Genomic DNA, 23,254 nt, shown 5'->3' on the forward strand with positions numbered 1-23,254 from the left:
AACAAGAGTATTACACTTACAGTTCTATTATTCACTTCACTTATACATATTATTTAAGTAAGTCACTTTTTTGAAATCAATAGACTACTGACGAGATAAATAAAATATGTGTAAATCATTATTGTAAGTGTTCCAAAAAAGACTGTAGCTTGACCATTTATTAGTAAAACAAAAAGACCAAATAATATTGAATTTTGAATTAAATTAAAATACGATTTCGGATTTAATATTCTTTGTGAAATGCGGTTTGCAAAAAAGGCAATAATTACCATAATTGGCAAAACAAATAAACCATATGCAAAATATAATTCACCAACAATACCAATTCTAATTCCAAAAACTTCATTATATAAATTCATGAAGGCATGTTGACTTCCCATTTGATATAATTCATCTTTATTCAAATTAAGCAGTTCAAGTGAGGATGAGTTCATAAAAGATCCAAATGCACTCCATTCAAAATTGTAATTTTTAATTGTTTGATTAGAATAAGTATTAAAAGAATGAACATAATCTTTAAATTCAACTCCAAATGGTATGTTTTCTACCAATAAATTAAGAGATTCTTTTATATCCCCACCTGTCCTTAAAATATTAAGAAGAATATAAACAATCCCAACGGTGGAAAAAGATAAAATAACCGGTGTATTGTTAAATTCTTTTCTATTAAAAGTAATTTTAGAATTACTATCTCTTAACATTATTGATATTGGTACTAAAGTTAAAAGACTTAATAACAGAATGAATCTTTTTCCATCAACCGACACCACAAATAATAAAAATAGAATAAACAAGGATGAAATAATAACCCATTTTTTCTTTTTGTAAAGAAAAAAAACTAAACAAAAACTATAAACAGTTATAAATTTATAATTATAAAGAACTCCATAGTTGTATTCATACATTTCATTTACAAAGCTTTGCCCAGACAAAATTGGAAGAAAACCAATACTCCCATAAATACTAATTAGTAATAAAATAGGAAATATGATTAGAATATAAGTAAAAGGACTTCCAAATAAAATATTCAAATCATCTTTAAATTTTATTTGTTTTACCTTAAATTTTTCGAAAAATGTAAGACTTAATGTAAAAATTAACAAACAACATAGATATAAAAATGAAGCGTTATATGAATCCAAATTCCAAATATCAGTTTTTAATTTTATGCTATTTATATTTAAAATTCCTAAAAAATAAAAGAACAACCATGAAATTGAAATTATTTTATTAAATAAATTTTTCATTTTGGTTATTGAAAAAAAAATTATTAAACATCCTAAAATTAATTCATTCGGAATTAATTGAACAGAATTTTCTGGATATAATAATAAAAGAAAACTATTAAATAAAATAATTAATATATAAGGGAAAAACTTTTTTATATGTGTTTTTGATTTCAAGCTATTATTTTTAATTTATAATCTTATAAATTTAGCAGGATTTCCTGCCCAAATTTCATTGGCAGGAATATTTTTTGTAACAACCGAACAGGCTCCAACAATAGCATTATCACCTATGGAAACACCTTTAAGGATGGTTGTATGTGCACCAATGAAAACATTGTTGCCTATTTTAATTGGTTTTGTTTTTGTACCAGCCACATCCAATGAACGTATTAAACGATCCTGAGGATTTAGACTATGAAAGTCCGTGTCATATATTGCAACATTTCCTCCAAAATTCACATTATCACCGATTTCTATTCTTTCATGGCATACTATTGCTGTTGAACTCATTCCGACGTTATTACCAATTTGAATAACTCCTTTTTTTTCTACAACAATACTACATGAATTGAAACGACCAATTGGATTCGATGATTCTCTATTATTTATTTTGAAGTTAGATCCAATAATACATCTCCCCCCAAGAGTAATGTATATTTTTGGAATTCCACTACATTTAAAAGTACTAAATTTTACCCCACTAGAATACAATACATAATAACAAAATAACCAATCAATTGGTTTCAATATATAATGTCTTACCCGGCATAACATTTTAGTTAAAATAACAAATATTTTTTGCATCAAAGTCATTTATTCCATAAGCCAATGGCTCTTTGATTAATAATTTTATTATATTGAATCGTAGAAAGAAAAACACTTGGAAGTATACATATTATAGTTCCAAGTATCACTCCTGCAGAGCCCAAATCACAATATGAGGCAAAAAATATTGAAACAGGAATATTAAGGATACCCATTAATATAGTTTGATATAATTGTAATTTTATTTTGCCAACACCATTAATAAAATAATTCAGAGGCGTTAAATATATTATTAGACAAGTATAAATACACATCAACAAACTAATTCTAAACGAAACATCAATATTTTTTCCTATCCAAATTTTATATAACAAACTGGAAAAACAAAGTAGGATAAAGCAAAATAAACAAAAAAGAATTACAATTTTTTTTAAATTCCCCATGGAACATTTAATCCAACTATAATCTTTTTTTAAATACGCTTCGGTAAATGTTGACCAATAAGGAGTCACAATAATTGTAAAAAGCATTGTTGATATACTAAACAGCTTAAATGCCAAATTGAATGGAACAACTTCTTTTGGTGAAAATAACTGTGAAATTATCATATTATCAGTAGTTGTTATTACAATCCATGCCATCTGAATAAAAAAGAAACTTATTCCCAATCCAAAAATATCCCTTAAATATTCTTTTTTCCATAAAGAAAGAGTAGGTCTATATTCTTTGTATGTTTTTGAAAACGCAAAAAAATTTAGCCACAGTAGTATTAAAACGGGTAAACCTGAAAAAACAGCACCAAAAATCAATAAAGAACTTTGTGATGTACGAGTCATTACCCAAATTGCTAATAAAGACGCTACAGAAGTAAAAAAATTAATTTTTCCTTGCATAGAATGGTGTTGATCAGCTGTATAAATTGTAGTTATAAGTTTAACCACCAATTGCAAACAAAAAAAAGAAAAAACTATAGGCATGAGTATTCCAAGCTCATTTTGCAATGTAGCATTTGCATTAAATACTCGAGGCCAATCTATAAAAAAATTTAGTCCAAAAAACACTATTACTAAAAGTAAACAAACACTTCCAATTGTAAAATAAGCAGAGCTAACATAAGCTTTGGCTAAGGTCAAATCACCTTTAGCTTTAGATTCCGCAAATTTATTTCGCAATCCATTTCCTAAACCAATATCAAAGAAGGAGAACCAAGCGATGAAGGAACTCAACGTAAGCCATATTCCATAATTTTCAGTATCAAGATAATTAATGGTTAGAGGAACCATTAAAAAAGAAGTAAGTATACTACCACCCTTATAAACAAAAGACACTAGGACATGTTTTGTGATATTTTTTGTGCGATCACTTTTTATTCCAATTTTAGAATAGATTTTTTGAATTGTTTGTTTCAATTATAATATATATTTTAAAAATTGTGAAATAAATCTACTCCATCAATAAATAACAAAGAAGTAGATTTAATCTGTTTTACATTTAAAAGTTAATTTATGACTCTTTTATTTTTAAACAAAAAAACAAGAAATTACTCAAAATAATTCAAAGTAGTGTAACCACCATCTTTCAAGTACTGGTCTTTCTGCATCAACTTTAAATCACTTTGCATCATATCTTTAACCAAGGCTGGTAAATCATATTTACATTCCCAACCTAATTTAGTTCTTGCTTTAGTAGGGTCTCCTATCAACAAATCAACTTCAGTTGGTCGGAAATATTTAGGATCAACTGCTAATACTTCTTTTCCTATTTCCAATTGAAATTCAGGATTAGTACACGCTTTAACATACCCTTTTTCATCAACACCTTCTCCTTTAAACTCTAATTCAATACCAACCTCAGCAAAACTCATGCGTACAAAATCACGAACAGGGGTAGTTTTTCCAGTGGCAATAACCCAGTCCTCTGCTTCATCTGCTTGCAAAATCATCCACATCATACGTACATAATCTTTGGCATGACCCCAGTCACGTTTGGCATCAAGATTTCCTAAATACAATTTATCTTGTAATCCCAAAGCAATTCTGGAAGTGGCTCGAGTAATTTTACGCGTTACAAAAGTCTCTCCACGAATAGGCGATTCATGGTTAAATAAAATACCATTACAAGCATACATACCATAAGCTTCTCTATAGTTAACCGTAATCCAAAAGGCATACATTTTAGCAACAGCATAAGGAGATCGTGGATAAAACGGTGTTGTTTCTGATTGTGGTACTTCTTGTACTTTACCATACAATTCAGAAGTAGAAGCTTGATAAATACGGGTCTTTTTTTCTAATCCTAACAAACGAACCGCATCAAGTATCCGTAAAGTTCCTAATCCATCAGCATTACCGGTATATTCAGGAGTTTCAAAAGAAACAGCCACATGACTCATTGCCGCCAAATTATAGATTTCGTCAGGCTGGATTTCTTGGATCAAACGAATCAGGTTAGTTCCATCCGTCATATCGCCATAATGCAAGAAAAAATTACGGTGGTCTACATGTGGATCTTGGTATAAATGGTCAATTCTGTCCGTATTAAACAATGAAGAACGTCTTTTTAATCCATGAACAATATATCCTTTTTTTAGTAAAAATTCACTAAGGTATGCCCCATCTTGTCCTGTTACTCCGGTAATAAATGCTATTTTTTGTGCAGCCATAATTTTACTTTGTTGTTTAATAATCAAGTCTTTCTATACTCAATTTATAGTTTTATTTTTTTTACGTTTTCAATATTTCCCAAAAACCAGTCATAGGTTTTCTGTATTCCCTCTTCCAATCGTACTTGGTGTTTCCATCCCAATGCATGCATTTTGGATATATCCATTAATTTTCGTGGGGTACCGTCTGGTTTAGTAGCATCCCAAATGATATCGCCTTGATGTCCCGTTATCTTTTGAATCGTTTCAGCCAAATGCTTGATGGTCAAATCTTCTCCTGTCCCCACATTATACAAATAATCTGGCAGTATGTTTTCCAAAGCAAACACTACTGATTGAGCCATGTCATCTACGAAAAGAAATTCTCTCATAGGCGTACCACTACCCCAAAGCGTAACTGGCGCATTATTATTTACCTTTGCCTCGTGAAACTTACGGATCATAGCCGGTAAAACATGTGAGGAATTCAAATCAAAATTATCATGGGTGCCATATAAATTGGTTGGCATCAGACTCACATAGTCTTTTCCAAATTGCTTTCGGATAGCCTGACAGGCTTTCACCCCGGTAATTTTGGCAATAGCATACCATTCATTAGTGGGTTCTAAAGTATCTGTAAGCAGGTATTCTTCTTTTAGCGGTTGCGGTGCTAATTTGGGATAGATGCAAGAACTTCCCAGAAAAATAAATTTTTCTACACCTGTTTGTAAGGCTGTATCGACTAAATTATTCTGGATTTGCATATTCTCCATAATAAATTGATACGGAAAATTATTGTTAGCTAATATACCACCCACTTTTGCCGCAGCATCAATAATGACTTCCGGTTTTTCTTTAGCCATGAAATCTTTTACGGCTTGTTGATTCCTTAGATCCAATTCGGTACTGGAAGCTCCAATCAAATTGGTATACCCCTTAGTTGATAGCGCTCTCCAGATGGCGCTTCCTACCATACCATTATGTCCCGCTATGTAAATTTTAGTCGCTTTATCCATGTTTTTATTTAATTTAACAAATCTGGATTTTCTCTTTCCAGCTCATTATATATATTTTTGACGTCTTGGGAACTGTCTTTATGCAAAATTAAATTAGCGGTATCTGTATAAACGAAAATAGTATTTTTCAATCCTACAAAAGCGGTATAATTACTGGTTCCAATCACCATATTGCCATTTTTATCAACTGGATGTCCTGTAGAAACTAAATAATCATAAACGGATTCAAAAGAACCCAAATCAGACCAAATGAATGTGGAGGGTACAACCTTTATTTTTTTACTTCTTTCCATAACAGCATAATCAATACTGATAGAAGGAATTTCAAGTGACAACTCTAAATCTAAATTTCCATTGTTATTCCTATCCCAAGCTATTTTAGATTTTTCATATACTTCAGGTTTAAACAATTTTAATTCTTCTAGAAAGACCCCAGCTTTAAAACAAAACATCCCACTGTTCCAAAGAAAATTTCCTTTGGCAATAAAATCTTTTGCCGTAACTTGATTGGGCTTTTCTCTAAAAGAAATCACATCATCACCTTTTCGTTCAATATATCCATATCCTATTTCAGGCTTAGTGGGAACAATTCCAAAAGTGACAATATAGCCTTTTGAAGCTTTATCTATAGCTTCTTGAATAGCCAAATCATAATTTTTCATTTCATCAATAATATGATCGGATGGCGTTACAATTAAAATATCCTCCGGATCAGAAGCAAAAGCAGCAAAAGCAATAGCAGCAGCAGTATTTCTTGGAGTGGATTCAATTATGTCTACGTAGGGAGTATTCGATTTCTCCATCACTTTCCTGCTGAGATGGCAATTATCAATATTACCCACTACCATAATTTTATCTGCTACATTACGGTTGCGTTCCACAGTCATCTCGAATAACGATTTCCCATCAAACAAATCAAGGTACTGTTTAGGTTGGCTCTTTCTGGATAAAGGCCATAACCTACTCCCAACTCCACCGGTAAGAATGACATGCGTAATTGAATGCTTTTTTTCCATGCTTTACTTTTAAATCTTTGCTATATCTGCTTTCTTTAATTCTATATTATTTATAATCTGCCATCAACTGCATTTCCTAAAACACCTTTTACATCATACAATAAACTGATGTTATTTTGCAATTTTGAAATATCAATAGTCAGAAATTGATGGTGTGCAACACCTAAAACTACGGCATCAAATTTTTGATCGGGTAATACATCAGTAGTTATTAAATCATATTCTTTTTTGACCTCCATAGGGTTCGCTAAAGGATCATATACTGTTACAGTAATTCCATAATCTGCCAAAGCAGCAATGACATCAACAATTTTTGTATTGCGTACATCAGGACAGTTTTCTTTGAAAGTAATTCCAAGCATTAAGAGCGTTGCTCCATTGACCGAAATCCCCTTTTTAATCATCAGCTTTACAACCTGAGAAGCTACATAATCTCCCATACTATCATTCAATCGCCGTCCGGCCAAAATAATTTCCGGATGGTACCCAAATTCTTGGGCCCGTTGTGCTAAATAATAAGGATCAACACCGATACAATGACCTCCAACTAATCCAGGCTTAAAAGGCAGAAAATTCCATTTGGTTTTTGCCGCTTCTAAAACAGCCTGGGTATCAATATTCATTAAATTAAATATTTTAGCCAGTTCGTTCACAAAAGCAATATTAATGTCCCGTTGGGAATTTTCTATTACTTTAGCGGCTTCAGCAACTTTTATGGAAGGGGCTAAGTGTGTTCCTGCTGTAATAACAGATTGATACAAAGCATTCACGCGTTCCCCAATTTCAGGAGTAGATCCTGAAGTAATTTTCAATATTTTTTCTACAGTATGTTCTTTATCGCCGGGATTAATTCGCTCAGGAGAATATCCAGCAAAAAAATCAACGTTAAATTGCAATCCCGAAACTCTTTCTAATACAGGCACACACTCCTCTTCAGTAACACCTGGGTATACAGTAGATTCATAAATAACAATATCTCCCTTTTTTAAAACGGATCCAACCGCTTCACTGGATCTGTACAAAGGAGTTAAATCAGGACGATTGTTTTTATCCACCGGAGTGGGAACAGTTACGATATAATAATTACAAGCCGCAATATCTTCTATAACCGTAGAGCAATATAAACCTACAGCATCACTGTTTTTTTGAAGAAGTACTTTTTGCAATACAGCATCAGAAACTTCAAAAGTAGTATCAGTACCAGATTGTAACGAAGCTACTCTGGATGCATTAATATCGAAACCAACAACAGCGTATTTTGTTGCAAATAACCGCGCTAATGGTAACCCTACATAACCCAGACCAATTACCGCTATTTTTATATTTGAACTCATTTATTAAAAAATTTAATTCGCTAATGTTAATTTTAATGCACCGCTTCGCGTTTCAAACTCACACAAATGAGTTGAAATCGAAATATTTTTTGTGTGCAAATATAGGCATATAGACCAGTACTTTTATTGTATTTTAATATTTGAATGTTGCAAAATTATTGTTTTATAACATTCAAAAACATAACATACTATAAATCAATATATAATAAAAAGCAAATGATACATGATTTCAGGTACCATATAGTTAGAAAAAAACAGGTTATTAAATAATTTGACTAATAGAAACTGGGTTTTAAAATCCAATTAAAAGTGCTCTAATCAATATATACTATTACTTAGAGCACTTCATTATAAAATCACAGTGATTCTTCAAAAACTGACCTTCTCAAATTTACACCCCTCTTAAACAAATCTATTCTTTGTAATTTGAATTATTAGATGTAATTATTCAAAAAAAATTAAAACAGAATTGATTCGAAAAAAGGGATAAAAAAATACACTTCTTAGTATTAAAAATAACCGAACTTGCTTTCTACTTGAATTTCATTTTCAAAACACATCCTAATGATTCCAAAACAAGAATATAGTGGGTCTTATTTACTTCTTGAACTATTGCAGTTTGTGTTGAAAATGGTCCTGAATCCAGTTCAATTTTATCACCAACTTGAAATGGAACTAAAGAAACTTCACAAGTATCAGAACCATCAAGCCCTTTTTTAATAATATTAATTTCTTCATCTCTCACTATTGCCGGTTTTCCTAGCCAAAATAAATAGCGTACGGCTCCTGCTGATTGAAACACTAAATTCCTGTCGGCTTCTGGCAATTGAACGAAAACATAAGAATTAAAAAGAGGCACTTCTACCTTCTTTTTTCTATCAGACCATTGGCGGACTTGTGTAATCAAAGGACAATAGCATTCGATTCCGTTTTTTTTTAATTGTTCCGCTACTTTCTTTTCCCATTTAGGTTTTGTATACACTACATACCAATTCATCTTGCATTTTGTATTGAAATAAAAATATAATTCTTTATTTATTTGTATTTTATTTTTAAGTCTGTTTTATAAAAAACAATTAGCAAAATCAGCACATTCTTAATGATGTTGCTAAACTCTAATTGCATCATAATTTAAGACCCAATTCCCTGATAGACAAAGCCAATCGCCTCTAAAGCTGGACCATCTAGAATATTTCTTCCATCAAAGACAAATGCTGGTTTTTGCATAGAGTCATATATTTTTTGCCAGTCATACTGTACAAATTCATCCCATTCAGTAAGTACCGCTACTGCATGTGCATCGGTACATGCTTCATAAGGACTATCAAACGAAAGAACACTGACTGCATTCGTTGAAGCGGCTCTAGTTTCTAAATAATCCAAGTCAGCGAGAACTTTTTTTCTGGATACTTTTGGGTCATAAACCGCAATTTTTGCATGTTCATTTATCAAATCATCGGCAACATAAATGGCTGCTGATTCTCTGGTATCATTAGTATCTTTTTTGAAAGCCCAACCCAGAAAGGTTATTTTTTTATCAGAAACCGTATTGTAAAGGGTTTGAACTATATTGTTAGAGAAACGTCTTTTTTGATGATCATTCATTATAATTACTTGCTCCCAATAATCAGCCACTTCATTCAATCCATAGGATTTTGCGATGTAAACCAAGTTCAATATATCTTTTTGGAAACAAGAACCGCCAAATCCAACAGATGCTTTCAAGAATTTTGACCCTATTCTGCTATCCATTCCTATGGCTCTGGCAACTTCATTCACATCAGCGCCAGTTTTTTCACAAAGCTCTGACATTGCATTAATTGAAGAAATTCGTTGTGCTAAAAAGGCATTCGCAGTCAATTTTGATAATTCTGATGACCATACATTAGTGGTCAATATTTTTTCTGCAGGAACCCAATTCGAATAAACATCAACAAGTGCTTGTATCGCTTTTTGACCTTCTGCTGAAGGATCTCCACCGATTAATATTCTATCTGGATTTAATAAATCTTGAACCGCCGTTCCCTCAGCCAAAAACTCAGGGTTAGAAAGAATTTGAAACTGAACACCGTTACCGGTATTATCAAGAATACTTTTGATCGCTTCAGCTGTTCTTACTGGAAGTGTTGATTTTTCAACAACTATTTTATTATCTTTCGATATTCTGGCTATTTGTCTCGCACACAATTCAATATATTTTAGATCAGCAGCCATCCCTTTCCCTTTTCCATAAGTTTTAGTAGGAGTATTTACGGATATAAAGATGATTTGAGCTTCGTCAATTGCTTTTTCAACATCAGTAGAAAAATATAGATTTCTTCCTCTGGCTTCTGCAACAATTTTATCTAATCCAGGTTCATAAATGGGAATATTGTCTATATTTTCATCATTCCACGCTGCTATACGTTCTTCATTCAAATCGACTACTGTAACTTGAATTTGCGGACATTTTTGAGCAATAACGGCCATTGTAGGTCCACCAACATATCCTGCTCCGATGCAACAAATTTTTGTAATTTTCATTTTATAATTTTTCAATTTATACTATATTTTATGGATTAAATTTTCCAAAAAATATTTATTTAAGATTATCCCAATACCAGCTAACTGCTTCTTTTAAGCCTTCCTGCATAGAATAGTGTGGATTATAACCCAATAATGCTTTAGCCTTATCAATACTTGCCAAAGAATGTGGGATATCTCCAGCTCTGTTTGGTCCATATTCTACTGCAACAGCAGCAATTCTTTCATCATATACAGATAAAAATTCCTTTAAATAATCAACTAGGTTGTTTAATGTATTTCTATCACCATAAGCAGTATTATAAACGGTATTTACCGCATCTGGATTTTTCGTAAGAATGGCTAACTCATTCATTTGAATCACATTATCAATGTAAGTAAAATCACGAGAAAAGTTCCCATCCCCATTTATTTTTGGACTTTCCAATTGCATGAGTTGCATTACAAATTTTGGAATAACAGCAGCATAAGCCCCGTTAGGATCTTGTTTCCGACCAAAAACATTAAAATAACGCAATCCAATTGTTTCTAAACCATAGGTTCTGCTGAATATTTCTGCATACAATTCGTTAACATACTTTGTTATTGCATAAGGCGAGAGCGGTTTCCCAATCACCTCTTCTACTTTTGGCAACCCTACAGAATCTCCATAAGTGGAAGAACTTGCAGCATAAATAAATCGTTTTACCTTGGCGTCACGAGAAGCCACAAGCATATTTAAAAACCCCGAAACATTGACATCATTAGTTGTAACTGGGTCAATTATAGAACGGGGTACTGAGCCTAAAGCTGCCTGATGCAAAACATAATCTACTCCTTTTACTGCATTTTGACAATCAGTTGCATTGCGAATATCTCCCTCTATTAAACGAAAGTTAACATTATTAATAAAGTCTTTTAAATTATGTCTGTATCCAGTCGCAAAATTATCAAAACAAACAACTTCATGTCCTTTAGATAAAAAATATTCACAAAGATTAGACCCTATAAATCCTGCTCCTCCGGTAATTAATATAGTGTTTTTTGCTTCTTCTTCCATCTTTTCTTAATTTTAAAAAAACCTTTTTTATGTCGTTTTTTTATGAAACTTATCTAATACTTTTTCAAATATAGATTTTGGTTTATCCTCTTCATGATATCCATTTGAATACGTTCCATAGCCATAGCCATAACCGTAACCATAGCCATAACCTGCACCGTATTTAGCTTTATTCTCAAAACCATTTAAAATAATACTGGTATTATTTAGCTCCCCACGTTTAACTCTGTTGTTTAACAATGTAATCATTTCTTTTTTAGTAAAATTCTGTCTTACTATATATAGAGTAACATCACAATATTGAGCTAATTCTAACGCATCCGATACTAAACCAACTGGAGGTGTATCTAATATAATATAATCGTATTTTTTCTTTAACTCTTCGATTAATTCTTTCATTCCTTCACTCATTATCATTTCAGCAGGATTAGGAGGAACTGGCCCAGAGAGAATAACATCAAGATAGGGGACATGAGTATGATTTATGATTTCATCAACTGTTTTTTGCTTAATTAGATAGTTTACAATCCCCACCTCATTGGATAAATTAAATTCAGTAGCCAATTTCGGTTTTCTTAAATCAAGACCAATAACTACAGTTTTTTTCTCACTAAGAGCAAATACTGTAGCAATATTTATAGAACAAAATGTCTTTCCTTCACCACTTACTGATGATGTTATCATGAGTGTCTTGGCTCCATCCACATGTTGTTGTTTATACAAAAATTGAAGTGAAGAACGAATAGCCCTAAAAGATTCAGATAAAGCTGATTTAGGTTTATCATATACTGCTAAATTAGTATTCTCTTTATTTACTCCAATAACCCCTATTAAAGGAATTAGTGTTGACTTACTTATATCCTCTGTATTTTGAATGGAATTATTGACAAAGAAAATAGCAAATACAAAAAGTAACGGAAACAATATTCCCAGAAATAATGCCAATACATAATTAACAGATGTTTTTGGACCAACAAGACCTCCTCCAACATCTTTTGCAGGATCTATAAAATGAATATCCGATAAATTTGCGGCTTTAACAATATCAGCTTCACTTCTTTTTTGAAGAAATGTGCTGTAAATATTATCACTTAAATCATATTTTCTTTTAATCTTGATAAGTTCTTGCTGATCTTCAGGAAGTTTTTTTATCGTACTTTCTGTTTCATTAATTTTACTGCTTACTATAGCTAAATCATACTGCAAAGAAGCTTTGGCTGTAGCAATATTTTCTAGTAAAACATTTTTTACTGCCTCCATTTGATTATCAAAATCCTTAAATATTTTATCGCTCTTCACAGCATAAGCCATTTCAGATCTTTGCGTAGACAATGCAATCAATCTTGAAACATTTGCGACAACATTTGGATCTTCAATTCCTGCTACTGAAGGTGCTGGAAGTTTAGAATAATCAACGCTATTTTTCAGGTATGACTTTAACGAATTATAGTATGCCATTTTACGTGTTACTTCATCTTTCGTAACATCAAATTCTAGAATTTTTTCCGAAAACTTAGCTCCACCATCTTCAACATCATACATGTTTTTATCTTTTCTAAAAGATTTCAACTCATTTCCAGTTTCTTTTAGTTGAGATTCCATAGCAATCAATGTGCTATCAATAAAAGCTATTGTATTAGTTGCAAACTGATTTTTACTATCTAATTGCCTTCTTATAAGCATCTTAACAGTCGCATTTAGATACTCAACCATTCTTGCCTTATTGGTCCCTTGCATTCCCAAAGTAATTATAGAACCTCCTTTATCATCTGATTTAATATTTATGCCTTTATATGAAGACACTGTTCCGTTAAAATCATTAAATTGAACAAAATATTCTTTCCCCTTATAAAAACCAGGATTATCATTTATTTGTAATTTCCAATTCAAAAAAGGCAACGATACTTGTTCCCCTACCTTATATTTTTTTACAAAATCACCTGTTTCAACTGCAGTATTGCTGTATGAATTATTAGAATAGGTTATTAATGAAACGTTTTGATTTTCAAATGGAATTCTGACCTCATATACATTTTCACTCAAAAATTTAATTCGAATAAGATTTCCCGTTAATTGACCTTTTGATTTATCAATATTTACATAGAAAGGAACAGCACCATACGCATCTTCCATATTGTATTTACCCTGAACTAAGTAATTAATATAATACTGTAATTTATCCACAACCAACTCATTATGAGATCTGGATTGTAACGTGGTTGAAATGGTTTGAACCTGATCTGAAGTTCCACCCCAATTAAAAACTAAACTGGTATTGGATGTAAAAAGGGGATTACTTTCTTCCTTTACGGCAATAAGCGTTTCCATACCGTAAATTTTTTCTTTACGAATATTCACTTGGTAAGCAATTGTAAAAGTAATCAGTAAACTCAGCAAAAACCATTTCCAATAACTTCCGATTTTTATTAAGAATCCCTTGAAGTCAAAACTGACTTGATTTTCAAAAATCGAAAAATCTTTTATATCTAACATTTTTTGAACTCTGTTTTATTTTTTTAATAGTAAAAAGGTAGTTGTAGCCAATGATAACAGTGTAATAATTGTACCTAACGATTCTATCCCTGTTTTTCCAGTTCCCCAAGTTTTCTGCTTGAGTGGTTTTACATAAATATAATCATTCGGTTGTAAATAATAATATGGTGATTTCATCACATTTATATCAGTAAGATCTAAATCCTGCATTTGAACACCTGTAGGCGTTTTTCTCATGATAGTAACTGCTTTTCTATTACCGGTAATAGTAATATCCCCAGAATTTGCAATAGCTTCCATAATAGTTACGTTATCTTGAAACAATGTTTTTGTACCAGGTCCTCCAATTTCTCCATTGATAGTATAACGCAAACCTGCTAATTTAACGGTAACAAAAATATTCGCTTCTTTATTAAAATATTCCGCTAATAGTTGCTTTTCAATTCTAACTCTAATTTCATCCAACGTGTAACCAATAACATTTAATTCTCCTAAAACAGGAATTCTAATATTCCCATGATCATCAACTGTAAAACCATCAAAATACAATCCTGATTCTGATTTACTTCCAGTAGCCCCATCATTTGAAGGACTAAACATACCTACCAATTTTGGATCTATTGCTTTTATGGTAATACTCAAAACATCATTAGTTTGCAACCTGTATGGTTTTGACTCTACAACAGCAATAGAAGCATCTTCTTGTGAGTTATTCTTTTTTTGAAGGTAGATTAAATCTTGAGTTGAAATACAAGAAGAAAACAACACACTAATAATTAGCAATAAATAGAGTCCAGGTTTGCTCATTTTCAATATTTTTAGCGACAAATATAGCTTTTCATTTACGATTTAAAAAGCCTGGCGATTCATTAAATGGATTAATTATTTTTAAAAGACTTTTCAAAAGGAACTCTATGCAATATACTTCTACCTAAGGTTACTTCATCAGCATATTCCAATTCATCGCCAACTGAAATTCCTCTTGCAATTGTTGAAATAACTATTTCACAATCGGCAATTTGTTTATAAATATAAAAGTTAGTGGTATCTCCCTCCATAGTGGAGCTTAACGCAAAAATAATTTCGCTTACACTTCCTGATTTCACTTTTTCGACTAATGTAATAATATTTAACTGACTAGGCCCTACTCCATCAATAGGCGAAATTTTCCCTCCAAGAACATGGTAAATACCTCTAAATTGCCCAGTGTTCTCAATAGCCATTACATCTCGAATATCTTCTACGATACAAATGATTTGATGATTTCTGCTTTTGTTAGCACAAATTTCACACAGAACACTATCCGATATGTTATGACAACTATTACAATATTTAATATCCTCACGCATCGTTACCAAAGCTTGAGACAAAAAACCCGTTTGCTCTTTGGGTTGTTTCAATAAATGCAAGACTAGTCGCAACGCTGTACGTTTGCCAATTCCCGGCAACTGAGACATTTCGTTAACTGCTTTCTCTATTAATTTTGAAGAAAATTCCATAAATGCAAAAGTAGTCAATTTGTCCCGAACGTTCAGGATAGATAATTTGAAAATATGAAGATTATTTATGTAATTTGGCATAAATAATTCTTTATACAAAATGACTCCCAGCACCATTCTACTATTGATAATCGTTTATTTTGGTATTTTATTTTATATCTCACATACTGTAAGCAAAAAAAACAGTGGAAACGATGCTTTTTTCAAAGCTAATAAAAATTCAAAATGGTATTTAGTTGCCTTTGGAATGATTGGAACAGCACTTTCAGGAGTTACTTTTATTTCAGTTCCGGGAGAAGTTGGTGCTCCAAGCGGAGAACAATTCAAGTATTTCCAGTTTGTATTGGGTAATGCCATTGGTTTTATCATTATTGCAAAAGTACTATTACCCTTGTATTATCGAATGAATTTGACTTCGATTTATGGTTATATAGAACACCGACTAGGCATTTATTCTTATAAAACCGCCGCAACAATTTTCCTGATAAGCCGAACAATAGGTTCTTCGTTTCGATTGTATCTGGTTGTAATTGTTTTGCAACGCTATGTTTTTGATTTTTATGAAATTCCTTTTGCTGTTACAGTTTTGATTTCACTGACTTTGATATTTGCTTACACTTATCGAGGCGGTTTAAAAACGATTATCATAACTGACACGCTACAAACATTTTTCTTAGTTTCTTCTGTCTTTTTAACAATTTTCTTTATTTGCAGAAGCCTAAATCTCAATATTTTTCAAGCTTTTGAAGAAGTAAAAAACAGTAATTATTCTAAAGTATTTTTCTTTGAGGATTTTGTGTCGAGTAAGTTCAATTTTGTCAAGCAAATTCTGGGAGGGATATTTGTAACTATTGCTATGGTAGGTTTAGATCAGGATTTAATGCAGAAAAACCTGAGTTGCAAGAACATTGGTGAAGCGCAAAAAAACATGTTCACCTTTACGGGGATATTTGTACTTATCAATATCTTTTTCCTCAGTGTAGGCGCTTTGCTTTATATTTATGCCAATAAAAATGGAATTGAAGTACCAACGGATTTAGTTACTGGAAAACCCAGAACCGATTTGCTTTTTCCTGAAATTGCTTTTCATCATTTAGCATTAATCCCTTCGGTTGTTTTCTTGTTGGGATTGACAGCTGCAACCTTTGCCACAACTGATTCAGCCTTAACAGCGCTTACCACTTCTTTTTGTGTAGATTTTCTAGGTATGGATAAAGCAGAAAATTTAAATAAACCAAATGTAGTCAGAACAAGGCATTTTGTTCATATTACCTTTTCGTTTTTGATGTTTCTGGTCATTATTTTCTTTAATGCTATCAATGATAGTTCCGTAGTAGGAATGATTTTTAGGGTTGCTTCCTATACGTACGGTCCGCTTTTGGGATTGTATTGTTTTGGATTGTTTGTAAAATCAAAGACTGTTAAAGACAAATTTGTTCCAATAATTTGCTTCTTGTCTCCTGCTGTAACTTTCCTAATTAGCGAAAATTCGAAAACATTGTTTTTTGGATATGTTTTCGACAACGAACTGATTATCGTAAACGGACTAATCACTTTTCTTGGATTGTTATTGATTAGCAAGAATGCTACATCTGAAACACGATTTTAGTTTTTGCCCAGATGACAGCGACATCCTTTTCTTGCCCACTTTTTTTTAAACGGAAAAAGAAAAGATATAGCGCACAGCTGGAAACAGCTCCAAAAAAAACTAATATTGATTTGTTGCCAACATAACCAATGTACACCCTATCTCGACTTTAATATCATTTAATTTCAACAATTGATAGAACTCAGGATTCTCAGTACCTGGATTAAAAATAACACGTTTTGGTTGCGCCTCAACAATATAATTATAGTAATCGCGCTGACGTAAAGGATTCAGATAAAGTGTAACTGTATCGATATTTTTTAAAGGAATAGCCTTAGTCTGGATTTTTATTCCTGCCACTTCACCCGCATTTTGACCAATTGCAAGAACCGAATGCCCTTTATCAACCAATTTTTCAATTGCCATAAAAGCATATCTAGCCGGTTTTGTTGACGCTCCAAGAACCAACGTTTTTTTATTTTTTATCATTTTCTGTAATTATATTTTGCAAAAGTAATCAAAAAGGTCCATGAGTTTAGCAATTATCAGGTTTAGTTACAAAAGAAATCAAAACAATATCCTAACATTTGCACCTTTCATAGCGCAAAAAAAAGAGTATTTTTGCATTATTAAATTAAAAAAATATGGATCTTTTCATCTATCTCTTTGCTGCCCTTTTTTCAGTATTAAACCCTATAGGAACTGTTCCAATATTTGTGGGTCTCACACAAAATGACACCAAACAAGAACGTTCCAGAATTTCTTTATGGACGGCAATAAATGTTTTTGCCATTCTGATAATTTCCTTTTTTATAGGACAATATGTTTTGATTTTTTTTGGAATTAGCATTGACGCACTCCGAATAGCTGGAGGAATAATTATTGTTAGCTCTGGATTTTCGTTGCTTTCAGGGAAATTTAATAAAAAAAGAGGGATTAACAAAAAAATAGAAACCGATGCTCAAAAAAGAAATGATATTGCTTTGACTCCTCTTGCAATTCCTATGCTTGCAGGCCCTGGATCAATTTCTTTACTTATTGCATTTTATCAAGAACACAACTCAACAAGTGATATTATTATATCTTCGTTAGCCATTCTTGCCATAGCAGTTGCTATTTTTATTATTCTTAGAAGCGCACACTATTTAGCAAAAATACTCGGGGCATCTGGGATTGTTGCTATTTCGAGAATCATTGGTTTTATAGTAATTGCAATTGGAATTCAATATATTGTAAGTGCAATTATCAATATCATTAAAGGAAATCTAACCTAAAACAAATAATTCAAGCCAACTCTGATAAGGTTCTTAATCTTATCAGAGCTGGTTTAAATTAATTTCTAGGCAAGAAGATCTCAGCCATCATACATCTAGCACTTCCTCCACCGCAAGCTTCGATAGTATCTAAACTTGAACTTAAAATTTCAGCGTGTTTTTCTAATTGTTCAATTTGTTTTGGAGTTAAACTTTGGTGCGCAGCTGCACTCATGACCAAATATCTTTTATCATTTGACCCACAAACTTCAAGCATATTACCCGCAAAATTATTCACTTGAGCTTCAGTTATCAGAATGATTTCTTTTCCGTTTTCTTTTAGGTTATCCAAAACCATTTTACGTTCTTTTTTATCATCAATACAATCAGAACAAATCACTGCAAAAGTTTCTCCCAAGCACATCATTACGTTCGTATGATAAATCAGCTTTCGCTCAGAATTTACAGTTTGAAAAGCCTCAAAAATTACTGGTGCATAATCAAAATCTTCACAAAATTCGATAAATAATTCCTCATCTGCTCTAGGAGATAAAGCGCAATAAGCTTTCCCATTAGCTCTATCTAGAAGTAAACTTCCAGTTCCTTCCAAGAAAAAACCATCTTCCTCAGCCGATGTATAATCCATTATATTATTGATTACAAACCCTTTATCTTCCAGAATATCTAAAATATCTTCCCGACGTTCCTGACGACGATTTTCAGCAAACATAGGATATAACGCGACATCGCCATTCTCATGAAAAGAAACCCAATTGTTTGGAAAAATACTATCCGGAGTATCTGGACTTAAAGTGTCATCAATAACAGTAACATCGACACCAACAGTACTTAATTTAGCAACAAAAGCATCAAATTCTTGTTGCGCTTTAGCATTTACCGTTGCTGGCAAAAGTCCGTCTAATACTTTTTGGTAATAATTGTTTACTGCTGTTTGTTCATTCATTCGAAACGCTACCGGACGAATCATCAATATGGAATTTGTTGTCTGTTTCATTTTTTTATTTTTTTATTTCGTAGAGACGTTGCAATGTAACGTCTCTACATTGAAATTAATCTCTTATTAAAGGTAATGTAGAACATCGTAATAATCCTTCTTGCTTTGCAATTTCTGCGTATGGGATTTCTTCTACTATAAAACCATTGGCACGTAACCAATTATTTAATCTGGTAAAGTTTTTTTCAGAAACTACAACATTTGTGTCTATAGAAAAAACATTAGAATTCATAGTATACATTTCGTCTCTTGTAATGTGAAACAAGTTTTCTTTTCCAAAAAGATTTACAAGAAATAGGTAATCTGCTTCTTCTCGGAATCCGCTTTTGTAAATAATCCCTTTATCATTCCCAACAGGTTGAAAACAACAGTCTAAATGCAAAGCATTATCACGGGCTTCAATTTTTGACTTTACTAAATCAAATTCTTTAACAATTTTATTTGGAAATAAGTCTTTGATATATTGAACTCCTTGAACGTTTGTTCTAGCGGTAATATAATCCTTGTAATCACTCCCCTTATAAGTTCCGATAAATATGTACTCTTTCCACAAAATTACATCTCCTCCTTCAATATGCACTTCTTCTGGAGGACGAACGACTTTTTTGGGATCAATTTGATCAATAACATATTGTATCGCATCTAACTCTCGCTCTCTATCCGGCAATATATTAGATTTAATAAAAATATCATCTATAACAAAACCTATGTCTCTGGTAAAAATTTGATTATAATTGACTATCATTTCTGGACGAAAAACAGTCACATTGTATTTTTCGAGCACTTTATTAAAGGCGTCCATTTCATTTACCATATCCTGCTCTAGTGGATAAGTACCTGCTAAAATATGTTCTAATGACTTCGGATCATATGCTTCTTCTGGTCTTGGAGTTGGTCCGTTATTAATCGCAGAACCTAAAACTACAGTTCTTAATCTTGAAGTTTCATTCTTTATATTTAATTCTAGCATCTATTTTCAATTTTGGCAAATATAAAAAAAGCTTCACAAATTAGTGAAGCTTTTTGAATTGAAATTTATCTTTTCTCAGATGGTACAAAGTCTCTCAAAGGACTACCAGTATATACTTGTCTTGGTCTTCCAATAGGTTCTTTATTTTCTCGCATTTCTTTCCATTGCGCAATCCAACCCGGTAAACGACCTATAGCAAACATTACAGTAAACATATCAGTAGGAATTCCTAATGCTCTGTAAATAATTCCAGAATAAAAATCTACATTTGGATATAATTTTCTTGATACAAAATACTCGTCTACTAAAGCTGATTCTTCCAATTTCTTCGCAATTGCAAGAATTGGATCTTCTACCCCTAAAGTTGCTAAAACTTCGTTAGCTGCTTTTTTAATAATTTTTGCTCTTGGATCGAAATTTTTATATACTCTGTGACCAAATCCCATCAAGCGGAAAGGATCATTTTTATCTTTTGCTTTAGCTATGTATTTTTCAGCGTCACCGCCATTCTTATGAATTTCTTCCAGCATTTCAAGTACTGCTTGATTAGCACCACCATGTAATGGTCCCCAAAGTGCAGAAACTCCTGCAGATATTGAAGCAAATAATCCAGCATGAGAAGAACCTACCATTCTAACTGTTGAAGTAGAACAATTTTGCTCATGATCTGCATGAAGAATAAACAATCGATCTAATGCATCGATAACAACTGGACTTGCTTTATAAGGCTCTGTTGGCAATTCAAACATTAAACGCATGAAATTCTCCACATATCCTTTTGTATTATCATAATAATTCAAAGGATAGCCCATACTTTTTCTGTAGGTCCAAGTTGCAATTACCAAGAATTTACCCATGGTTTTGCAAACTGCTTCATACATCTCTTTTTCATTTTCAACATTCACCGACTTTGGATTAAATGCTGTCAAAGCACTTGTCAAAGCAGCTAAAACACCCATTGGATGAGCTGTTTTTGGAAAACCGTCAATGATGTTTTTCATTTCCTCGTTTACCAAAGTATATTTTCTAATATCATTTTCAAATTGCTCCAACTGAACTTTAGTTGGCAATTCTCCAAAAATTAAAAGATAAGAAACTTCTAAAAAATCTGCCTTTTCAGCTAAATCTTCTATTGAATATCCTCTATAACGCAAAATTCCAAGCTCTCCATCAAGGAAAGTAATTTCGCTTGTACAAGAACCTGAATTTTTGTAACCCGGATCAATAGTAATTGCACCCGACAAATCACGTAATTTGTTAATGTCGATAGCCACTTCATTTTCAGTCCCTATAACGATAGGAAGTTCAAACTTTTTGCCATCTATTTCTAATGTTGCTGTTTTTGACATAATATATTTGGAAATAAAACTTTTAAAATAAATAATTTACCAAATCTAGGGAATTTCAAATTAATTAAAAAATGAATAAGACAATGAAATTGTTAAAAGTCAAAAAAAAGCCATTCATTTTACATGAATGGCTTTCCAAGAAAAAATATTCTAAGATTATTTTATTTTGAAAGCATTTAAACCAGGAAAATAAGCTGTATTTCCTAATTCTTCTTCAATTCTTAATAATTGGTTGTATTTAGCCATACGATCAGAACGAGAAGCAGAACCTGTTTTAATTTGACCACAATTTAAAGCTACTGCTAAATCTGCAATTGTATTGTCTTCTGTCTCTCCTGAACGGTGTGACATTACTGAAGTATACCCTGCATTTTTAGCCATGTTAACTGCTGCTATAGTCTCAGTCAAAGTTCCAATTTGATTTACTTTTACAAGAATAGAATTAGCAATTCCTTTTTCAATACCAGTTGACAAACGCTCCACATTTGTAACGAATAAATCATCTCCAACTAATTGTACTTTATCCCCAATTTTATCAGTAAGTAATTTCCATCCATCCCAGTCATTCTCATCCATTCCATCTTCGATAGAAATAATTGGGTATTTAGAAACTAGTTCAGCTAAATAATCTACTTGTTCTGCAGAAGATCTAATCTTACCCGTTTCACCTTCAAATTTAGAATAATCGTATTTTCCATTTACATAAAACTCAGCAGAAGCACAATCTAAAGCAATCATGATTTCATCTCCAAAAGTATAACCTGCAGTTTCAACTGCTTTTTTAATCGTATCTAAAGCATCTTCAGTTCCACCAGGAAGATTTGGTGCAAAACCACCTTCATCACCTACTGCAGTTGAAAGACCTCTATCGTGTAACACTTTTTTCAAACTATGAAAAATTTCAGTTCCCATTTGCATTGCATGTGAAAAAGATGTTGCTTTCACTGGGAAAATCATAAATTCTTGAAATGCGATAGGCGCATCAGAATGTGAACCACCATTGATGATATTCATCATTGGAACTGGCAATGTATTCGCAGAAACACCACCTACGTATCTGTATAAAGGCAAACCTAATTCATTTGCAGCAGCTTTTGCTACAGCAAGAGAAACACCTAAAATTGCATTTGCTCCTAAGTTAGATTTATTTGGAGTACCATCTAAATCAATCATCATTTGATCAATAACATTTTGTTCGAAAACTGAAACTCCTACAAGTTCTTCAGAAATAATGGTATTAACATTTTTCACAGCATTCAAAACTCCTTTTCCAAGAAAAGCTTTCCCTCCATCACGTAATTCAACGGCTTCATGCTCTCCAGTTGATGCTCCAGATGGAACAGCAGCTCTTCCTAAAACACCATTGTCTGTGATTACATCTACTTCAATTGTAGGGTTTCCTCTTGAATCGAAAATTTGTCTTGCGTGAATTTTGATAATTATACTCATAATACTAAAATTTAAATTTTAAAATACAAATATATTCTATCTTTTGTAATGATTTAATGAAAATAATGAATGTTA

The 23,254-nt window shown here is 32.2% G+C and carries 20 protein-coding genes; 2 read left to right on the forward strand and 18 right to left on the reverse strand.

Translation table 11 applies throughout. The features are described 5' to 3' along the window. Nucleotides 1-62: 62 nt before the first annotated feature. The 13 genes from OA85_RS12935 to recR all read right to left on the reverse strand — a co-directional run bounded on the left by OA85_RS12935 (nt 63) and on the right by recR (nt 15,555). Complete coding sequence (locus OA85_RS12935) at nt 63-1,403, reverse strand: oligosaccharide repeat unit polymerase (protein ID WP_039110194.1); 1,341 nt, start codon at nt 1,401-1,403, stop codon at nt 63-65. A 15-nt stretch (nt 1,404-1,418) separates the two neighbouring features. Beyond that, complete coding sequence (locus OA85_RS12940; RefSeq protein WP_197056090.1) at nt 1,419-1,976, reverse strand: acyltransferase; 558 nt, start codon at nt 1,974-1,976, stop codon at nt 1,419-1,421. A gap of 62 nt (nt 1,977-2,038) precedes the next feature. Continuing rightward, nucleotides 2,039-3,403, reverse strand: coding sequence for a lipopolysaccharide biosynthesis protein (locus tag OA85_RS12945; RefSeq protein ID WP_052257255.1), 1,365 nt, complete (start codon nt 3,401-3,403; stop codon nt 2,039-2,041). Nucleotides 3,404-3,534: 131 nt separating this feature from the next. Then, nucleotides 3,535-4,656 carry a GDP-mannose 4,6-dehydratase gene (gmd, locus tag OA85_RS12950; RefSeq protein WP_039110196.1) on the reverse strand — a complete coding sequence of 374 codons (1,122 nt, stop codon included), beginning with the start codon at nt 4,654-4,656 and terminating at the stop codon, nt 3,535-3,537. A gap of 44 nt (nt 4,657-4,700) precedes the next feature. After that, entirely contained in the window at nt 4,701-5,651 is a 951-nt protein-coding gene (locus OA85_RS12955; RefSeq protein ID WP_039110197.1) for a GDP-L-fucose synthase, read from the reverse strand. Nucleotides 5,652-5,659: 8 nt separating this feature from the next. Then, nucleotides 5,660-6,667, reverse strand: a complete 1,008-nt coding sequence (locus OA85_RS12960; RefSeq protein ID WP_039110199.1) for a mannose-1-phosphate guanylyltransferase — start codon at nt 6,665-6,667, stop codon at nt 5,660-5,662. 50 nt (nt 6,668-6,717) lie between these two features. Beyond that, entirely contained in the window at nt 6,718-8,001 is a 1,284-nt protein-coding gene (locus OA85_RS12965; RefSeq protein ID WP_039110200.1) for a nucleotide sugar dehydrogenase, read from the reverse strand. A 532-nt stretch (nt 8,002-8,533) separates the two neighbouring features. Further along, nucleotides 8,534-8,998 (reverse strand): UpxY family transcription antiterminator, encoded by a 465-nt coding sequence (locus OA85_RS12970; protein WP_039110201.1) that lies wholly within the window; start codon nt 8,996-8,998, stop codon nt 8,534-8,536. A gap of 134 nt (nt 8,999-9,132) precedes the next feature. Continuing rightward, nucleotides 9,133-10,524 (reverse strand): UDP-glucose 6-dehydrogenase, encoded by a 1,392-nt coding sequence (locus OA85_RS12975; protein WP_039110203.1) that lies wholly within the window; start codon nt 10,522-10,524, stop codon nt 9,133-9,135. A gap of 55 nt (nt 10,525-10,579) precedes the next feature. Beyond that, on the reverse strand, nt 10,580-11,563 hold the full coding sequence (locus OA85_RS12980; RefSeq protein WP_039110204.1) for an SDR family oxidoreductase: 984 nt from the start codon (nt 11,561-11,563) through the stop codon (nt 10,580-10,582). Between the two features lie 27 nt (nt 11,564-11,590). Then, complete coding sequence (locus OA85_RS12985; RefSeq protein WP_039110205.1) at nt 11,591-14,056, reverse strand: polysaccharide biosynthesis tyrosine autokinase; 2,466 nt, start codon at nt 14,054-14,056, stop codon at nt 11,591-11,593. 15 nt (nt 14,057-14,071) lie between these two features. Then, nucleotides 14,072-14,863, reverse strand: coding sequence for a polysaccharide biosynthesis/export family protein (locus OA85_RS12990; protein WP_039110206.1), 792 nt, complete (start codon nt 14,861-14,863; stop codon nt 14,072-14,074). 71 nt (nt 14,864-14,934) lie between these two features. Then, the gene (gene recR, locus OA85_RS12995; protein ID WP_039110334.1) at nt 14,935-15,555 is read right to left on the reverse strand and encodes a recombination mediator RecR; all 621 of its coding nucleotides are present in this window, start codon (nt 15,553-15,555) and stop codon (nt 14,935-14,937) included. 100 nt (nt 15,556-15,655) lie between these two features. Here recR and OA85_RS13000 point away from each other — a divergent pair, with 100 nt between their 5' ends. Beyond that, a complete protein-coding gene (locus OA85_RS13000; RefSeq protein ID WP_039110207.1) occupies nt 15,656-17,164 on the forward strand; it encodes a sodium:solute symporter in 1,509 nt (502 codons plus the stop codon). Between the two features lie 99 nt (nt 17,165-17,263). On the opposite strand, the gene OA85_RS13005 is transcribed toward OA85_RS13000, so the two are convergent. Then, a complete protein-coding gene (locus tag OA85_RS13005) occupies nt 17,264-17,629 on the reverse strand; it encodes a CoA-binding protein (RefSeq protein WP_039110335.1) in 366 nt (121 codons plus the stop codon). A 158-nt stretch (nt 17,630-17,787) separates the two neighbouring features. Between OA85_RS13005 and OA85_RS13010 the strand changes: the two genes are divergently transcribed. After that, complete coding sequence (locus OA85_RS13010) at nt 17,788-18,417, forward strand: MarC family NAAT transporter (protein ID WP_039110208.1); 630 nt, start codon at nt 17,788-17,790, stop codon at nt 18,415-18,417. A 58-nt stretch (nt 18,418-18,475) separates the two neighbouring features. On the opposite strand, the gene ctlX is transcribed toward OA85_RS13010, so the two are convergent. The 4 genes from ctlX to eno all read right to left on the reverse strand — a co-directional run bounded on the left by ctlX (nt 18,476) and on the right by eno (nt 23,179). Beyond that, nucleotides 18,476-19,411 carry a citrulline utilization hydrolase CtlX gene (gene ctlX, locus OA85_RS13015; protein ID WP_039110209.1) on the reverse strand — a complete coding sequence of 312 codons (936 nt, stop codon included), beginning with the start codon at nt 19,409-19,411 and terminating at the stop codon, nt 18,476-18,478. 55 nt (nt 19,412-19,466) lie between these two features. Next, nucleotides 19,467-20,381, reverse strand: a complete 915-nt coding sequence (locus OA85_RS13020; RefSeq protein WP_039110210.1) for a dimethylarginine dimethylaminohydrolase family protein — start codon at nt 20,379-20,381, stop codon at nt 19,467-19,469. Nucleotides 20,382-20,446: 65 nt separating this feature from the next. Next, nucleotides 20,447-21,730, reverse strand: a complete 1,284-nt coding sequence (locus OA85_RS13025) for a citrate synthase (RefSeq protein ID WP_039110211.1) — start codon at nt 21,728-21,730, stop codon at nt 20,447-20,449. A 156-nt stretch (nt 21,731-21,886) separates the two neighbouring features. Beyond that, nucleotides 21,887-23,179 carry a phosphopyruvate hydratase gene (gene eno / locus OA85_RS13030; protein ID WP_039110212.1) on the reverse strand — a complete coding sequence of 431 codons (1,293 nt, stop codon included), beginning with the start codon at nt 23,177-23,179 and terminating at the stop codon, nt 21,887-21,889. Between the last annotated feature and the right edge of the window lie 75 nt (nt 23,180-23,254).

Origin of the sequence: Flavobacterium sp. AED, from assembly GCF_000812945.1 — a bacterium.
In the GTDB taxonomy this organism is placed as follows: Bacteria; Bacteroidota; Bacteroidia; order Flavobacteriales; family Flavobacteriaceae; genus Flavobacterium.